Genomic DNA, 5,738 nt, shown 5'->3' with positions numbered 1-5,738 from the left:
GTCGGGTGGTTGGCCAGCAGGGCTGGGATACCGATGGCTTGCCTGATGGTTTGGCCTGGCATGATCAGGGCAGTGCCGACGATGCCGCTTTGCTAACACGCTTACTCGCAGACTTTCCTGATGATCTTTTGCTGCTTGAGGTATACAGCAACCGGGTGACGCTGATGCCAGCCGAAAATAAGACGGCCAATGCGGCCGCCTATGAGTCTTTCCTTACCGAGATTCTTGATTCAGTCCTTCATTCATAGGCTGCAGCGAGCTGGTGGAGCGCTTCAACGATGCTGTCGTTGTAGTTAACCACCAGAAACGGCACGGAATTCTCGTTGTAATTAGAGATAGAGCGGCTCAGAAATTCCCATTTATGGCGGATCGCATCAACACGAAGTGCGTCTTCCTCAGGAATTTTGCTATCAAGTTGGTCGAGTAAGTTCTCGAACTCTGTTGCCATCTCTTTTGGGGTCTGCTCCTGATAGCCAACGAATACCTGCCCCAGATTACTGGTACCACGCCCAGTGTACTGCGACGTAATGTCAGACATACGGAACGCCAGTGCGCGTGCAATTCTCGTTACGTCGCTGACATTCCCGGTGGTCGTCAATTGATCAGCGGCATTAACTAACGCCAGACAGGCATCTCCCATTTCATTGACCAGACGCATATCCGGGTAGCCGCGGGTGACTATATCCTTCCTGTTGGCTGCCATTAAATTATTGAATGTATCCCAATGAGCGACCATTTCTGTGGCCGCCTCTTCATTAATATCTTCGTCTGTACCACCAATGATACGGCTGGCGGCGGCATAGGCTGCCGCCATCGATTGATCAATCCGGTTGGCGTACTTCAGATCGGCATCCAGCCCCTGGTACATATAAAAGCTGGTCATGGCGTTGGTTGCCTGGACTTTCAGGGCATGAATGTCACCAGGGTCTGACGCGAGTGCCCTCAGGCTGATGAACGCGGTTATCAGAATTAAAAGCAAGGAACGGACGTTGAAGACATTGTTCTTGTTCATATTTTGTCTCAGGTGGCTATCAGTGACTATTCAGTAACGATCGGTTAACTATCAATCGGGCATTCCAGACAGTTTATTCTTTCGTAACATATCATCCCATAAGCAATTACAAAGGGTAACAAATCTGGCCTGAATGGCAGTGGTAGTGACAGGCCGATCTCATCCCTAATTGTTATCCCTTGAGGACTGAAAAGGGTGTAGTCTATTGACTTTCCCTTGGCTGTCTGGGAAGGTGTGCCACTCAGATTCAAACGCTCGTATGAATTGTTTATTATTTAAACAATTGAGCCTTGTTTCACCTAACGGCGCCCCACTGCAGTGCAGTGAATGGCAGCCAAAGCTAACCACCATGTGGAGATCAGTTGATGATTTACGAAGGTAAAGCCATCACGGTAACCCTGATCGACGGCGGCATCGCCGAACTGAAATTCGATCTGCAGGGCGAATCAGTTAACAAGTTCAACCGCGTAACTATTGAAGATCTGGATGCAGCTGTTAAAGCAATCCAGGGCAACAGCGACGTTAAAGGTGTTCTTGTTACTTCTGGCAAAGACGTATTTATCGTAGGTGCGGATATCACCGAATTTGGCGAAACGTTCAAGCGTAGCGAAGAAGAAATCGCTGCCTGGACCCTCGAAGCCAACCAGATTTTCAACGCATTCGAAGATCTTGAAGTACCAACTCTGACAGCGATCAACGGCATCGCACTGGGTGGTGGTTTTGAAATGTGTCTCGCTTCTGACATGCGTGTTATGTCTGAGAAAGCGAAAGTTGGTCTGCCTGAAGTTAAACTGGGCCTGATGCCTGGCTTCGGTGGTACCGTTCGTCTGCCACGTGTTATCGGTGCTGACAATGCGATCGAATGGATCTGCATGGGCAACGAAAACCGTGCCGACAAAGCACTGAAAGACGGCGCCGTTGATGCTGTTGTTGCTGCTGACAAGCTGCAAGAGCAAGCAATAGAAATGCTGAAGTCAGCCATCGCAGGTGACATCAACTGGCAGGCACGTCGTGAAGAGAAGAAAGCGAAGCTGAAGCTCAACGCGATGGAAGGCATGATGGTATTCGAAACTGCGAAAGGTTTCGTTGCTGGTCAGACCAAAGGTCAGTACCCAGCGCCAATCGTTGCGATCAAGACCATGCAGAAAGCCGCTAACTCGCCACGCGACAAAGCACTCGAAGCAGAAGCTAAAGGTTTTGCTCAGCTGGCTAAAACGTCAGAAAGCAACGCTCTGATCGGTCTCTTCATGAACGATCAGCTGCTGAAGAAGAAAGCGAAAGAATTCGACAAGCAAGCAAAAGAAACCAAGAAAGCGGCCGTACTGGGCGCTGGCATCATGGGTGGCGGTATCGCCTACCAGTCTGCGTACAAAGGTACGCCGATCATGATGAAAGACATCAACGAAGCGGGTATCGAGCTGGGCCTCAATGAAGCCAACAAGCTGCTGGCCAAGCGCGTTGAGAAGAAGAAAATGAAGCCTGCAGCCATGGGTGAAGCGCTGAACCGCATTCGTCCTACACTGAGCTACGGCGATTTCGGTGATGTAGACACGGTTGTAGAAGCTGTTGTTGAAAACCCGAAAGTGAAGAAGGCTGTACTGGCAGACCTGGAAGATCAGGTATCTGAAGACACCATCATCACCTCGAACACCTCGACTATCAGCATCGACCTGCTGGCAGCAGACCTGAAGCGTCCTGAGAACTTCCTGGGTATGCACTTCTTCAACCCAGTGCACATGATGCCTCTGGTCGAAGTGATCCGTGGTTCTAAGACCTCTGAAGAAGCGGTTGCTACCGTGGTTGCTTACGCGAAGAAAATGGGCAAAACCCCAATCGTTGTAAATGACTGCCCAGGCTTCCTGGTTAACCGTGTACTCTTCCCTTACTTTGCTGGTTTCGCTGGCCTGGTACGTGACGGTGGCGATTTCACCAAGATCGATAAAGTAATGGAAAAGTTCGGCTTCCCAATGGGCCCGGCTTACCTGCTTGACGTGGTTGGTATCGACACTGGCGTTCACGCTAACGAAGTGATGGCTGAAGGCTTCCCTGATCGCATGAAGGCAGACTTCAAGTCAGCGATGGAAGTGATGTTCGAAAACGAGCGCTACGGCCAGAAGAATGGCAAAGGTTTCTACGTTTATGAAACTGACAAGCGCGGCAAGCCGAAGAAAGTCGTTGATGAAACAACTTACGAGCTGATCAAGCCAGTGGTTGCAGACGCACAAGACTTTGACGCTGAAGAAATCATTGCACGCTGCATGATCCCGATGTGTATCGAAGTTGCACGCTGCATCGAAGAAGGCATCGTAGACACGGCTGCTGAAGCCGATATGGGCCTCATCTTCGGTATCGGCTTCCCTCCATTCCGTGGTGGTGCATGCCGTTACATGGATTCCGTTGGCATGGCTGACTTCGTTGCACTGTGCGACAAGTACGCTCACCTCGGCAATCTGTACAAAGCAACCGATCGCATGCGTGAAATGGCAGCGAACGGCGAAAGCTACTTCGGTTAATCAGCGCACCAGGAGAATTTAAACCATGTCTTACAATCCAAAAGACGTAGTTGTAGTAGATGCAGTGCGCTCACCAATGGGTCGTTCCAAAGGTGGCGTATTCCGCAACGTACGTGCAGAAACCATCTCTGCTAACCTGATCAACGCTCTGTTTGAGCGTAACCCAGACGTTAACCCAGCGCTGGTCGAAGACATCATCTGGGGCTGTGTTAACCAGACCAAAGAGCAAGGCTTCAACGTTGCTCGTCAGATCGGTCTGATGACTGTAGTGCCTAAAGAAGCAGGCGCACTGACTGTTAACCGTCTGTGTGGTTCTGCAATGTCTGCGATCCACACTGCGGCGCAGGCTATCCAGACTGGCAACGGCGACGTATTCGTTGTTGGTGGTGTGGAGCACATGGGTCACGTCGACATGCAGCACGGTTTCGACCACAACCCAGAAGCGTCTAAGTACTCTGCAAAAGCATCCAACATGATGGGTCTGACTGCAGAAATGCTGGGTAAAATGCACGGCATTACCCGTGAACAGCAGGACGAATTCGCTGCACGTTCACACCGTCTGGCGCAGAAAGCGACTGACGAAGGTAAGTTCGACAACGAAATCGTACCTATGTACGGCCACGATGCAGACGGCAAACAGATCCTGGTAACAAAAGACGAAACCATTCGTCCTGAAACCACTGCAGAAAGCCTGAGCAAACTGCGCCCGGCGTTCGATCCTAAAGGCGGTACCGTGACTGCAGGTACCTCTTCACAGATCACCGACGGTGCCTCTGCGATGCTGCTGATGAGCTACGAAAAAGCTCAGGAACTGGGACTCAAGCCACGCGCTCGTATCTTGGGAATGGCTGTTGCTGGTGTTGACGCTGCAATCATGGGTTACGGCCCGGTTCCAGCGACCAAAAAAGCACTGAAGCGTGCAGGTCTGGAAACCACTGACATTGACTACTGGGAACTGAACGAAGCGTTCGCAGCACAGTCACTGCCATGTGTTAAAGACCTGAAGCTGAAAGACATCGCAGAAGATCGCATCAACATCCACGGCGGCGCAATCGCCCTGGGTCACCCACTGGGCTGCTCCGGTGCACGTATCTCTACTACACTGATCAACGTTCTGGAACAGAACAACGGTAAGTACGGTGTGAGCACTATGTGTATTGGTCTCGGTCAGGGTATCGCGACTGTGTGGGAGCGTATGGACTGAGCGCTACTGCGCTCGCCTGACCTTTGTTAAAGATCTCTTCGCAATACTCATGTAGGCTAACTACACTCCGTTTGCTCAGAGATCTTTGCCTCGGTCAGCCATCGCTCGCGACGCGCTCCTAACCCGAGACGTTGCATAAAGAACCGGCCACTTGGCCGGTTTTTTTGTGTCTGTGATTTGGGTGAGTGTGGGGATTTGTAGGAGCGAATCAGCCGGAGGCTATTCGCGATATTGTTTTTACTCCCCCGGATCTTGATACTCAATGTCACATGAGAAATAACTGGGTATATAAACAGTATATTTCTCAGCAGGCCGCAAATCGTGCGCGTTTGAACGAACAGAAGAAAACGAGTCTGCTCAATATGAAATCTATCAATAAAGAATAACCTTTATAAATCAGATAGTTGAAAACACGGGTGGAGTGATAGTGTGCCAAATGTAAAGGCGACACCGGGGTGCAAACGAGCACGCACGCTTTTACGCTGACAAAAGGCGTCGCCTGAGGCACTTTTCATAGTGGTGGTGGGGAGTTATGCTCGGAACATCAAAAGGGACACAGGTGTGCAAATGAGCACGCTCACGAATAAACTGTTAAGTGAAAAAAAGGGGAATCGAGAATCTGATGAACATCAGAAGGATGACACCAATCTTTAGAAGCTTTGATGAATCTAAAGCAAAAGAATTCTACATCGAATTTTTAGGCTTCAATCTCGATTGGGAGCACCGATTCGAAGAAGATTTACCCTTATACTTTCAAGCATCAAAAGGTGCCTGCGTGCTCCACATTACAGAACATCATGGAGATTGCTCGCCAGGAGCGGCTATCAGAGTTGAGGTTGATGATTTGGAAAAATATCACCAAGAATTAATCACGAAAAAATACAGGCATGCTCGTCCTCAAATTCAGGAGATGCCGTGGGGTACGAGAGATATGAGTATTACAGATCCATTCGGAAATAGGGTGATTTTTACCGATGAGGTTATCACTTAGTATCAAGTTTGAAGTGCG

The 5,738-nt window shown here is 49.9% G+C and carries 5 protein-coding genes; 4 read left to right on the top strand and 1 reads right to left on the bottom strand.

The genetic code is table 11. The annotated features are described in order from the left end of the window. Window positions 1–248: hypothetical protein (locus tag B2R29_RS12445; protein WP_301181364.1), on the top strand; the 248-nt coding region annotated here is incomplete at its 5' end. On the opposite strand, the gene B2R29_RS12440 is transcribed toward B2R29_RS12445, so the two are convergent. Further along, window positions 239–1,012 (bottom strand): hypothetical protein, encoded by a 774-nt coding sequence (locus tag B2R29_RS12440; protein WP_301181363.1) that lies wholly within the window; start codon window positions 1,010–1,012, stop codon window positions 239–241. The genes B2R29_RS12445 and B2R29_RS12440 overlap by 10 nt on opposite strands. Before the next feature lie 365 nt (window positions 1,013–1,377). Between B2R29_RS12440 and fadB the strand changes: the two genes are divergently transcribed. The 3 genes from fadB (at window position 1,378) to B2R29_RS12425 (ending at window position 5,720) form a co-directional block, all read left to right on the top strand. Continuing rightward, window positions 1,378–3,525, top strand: a complete 2,148-nt coding sequence (gene fadB, locus B2R29_RS12435) for a fatty acid oxidation complex subunit alpha FadB (RefSeq protein ID WP_301181362.1) — start codon at window positions 1,378–1,380, stop codon at window positions 3,523–3,525. Between the two features lie 25 nt (window positions 3,526–3,550). Next, on the top strand, window positions 3,551–4,729 hold the full coding sequence (gene fadA / locus B2R29_RS12430) for an acetyl-CoA C-acyltransferase FadA (protein WP_301181361.1): 1,179 nt from the start codon (window positions 3,551–3,553) through the stop codon (window positions 4,727–4,729). A 622-nt stretch (window positions 4,730–5,351) separates the two neighbouring features. Next, a complete protein-coding gene (locus B2R29_RS12425) occupies window positions 5,352–5,720 on the top strand; it encodes a glyoxalase superfamily protein (RefSeq protein WP_301181360.1) in 369 nt (122 codons plus the stop codon). The last annotated feature ends 18 nt before the right edge of the window (window positions 5,721–5,738 follow it).

The organism is Thalassolituus sp. UBA3500 (assembly GCF_002377545.1).
GTDB lineage: Bacteria > Pseudomonadota > Gammaproteobacteria > Pseudomonadales > Oceanobacteraceae > Thalassolituus.
This window is presented reverse-complemented; position numbering and strand designations above follow the sequence as displayed.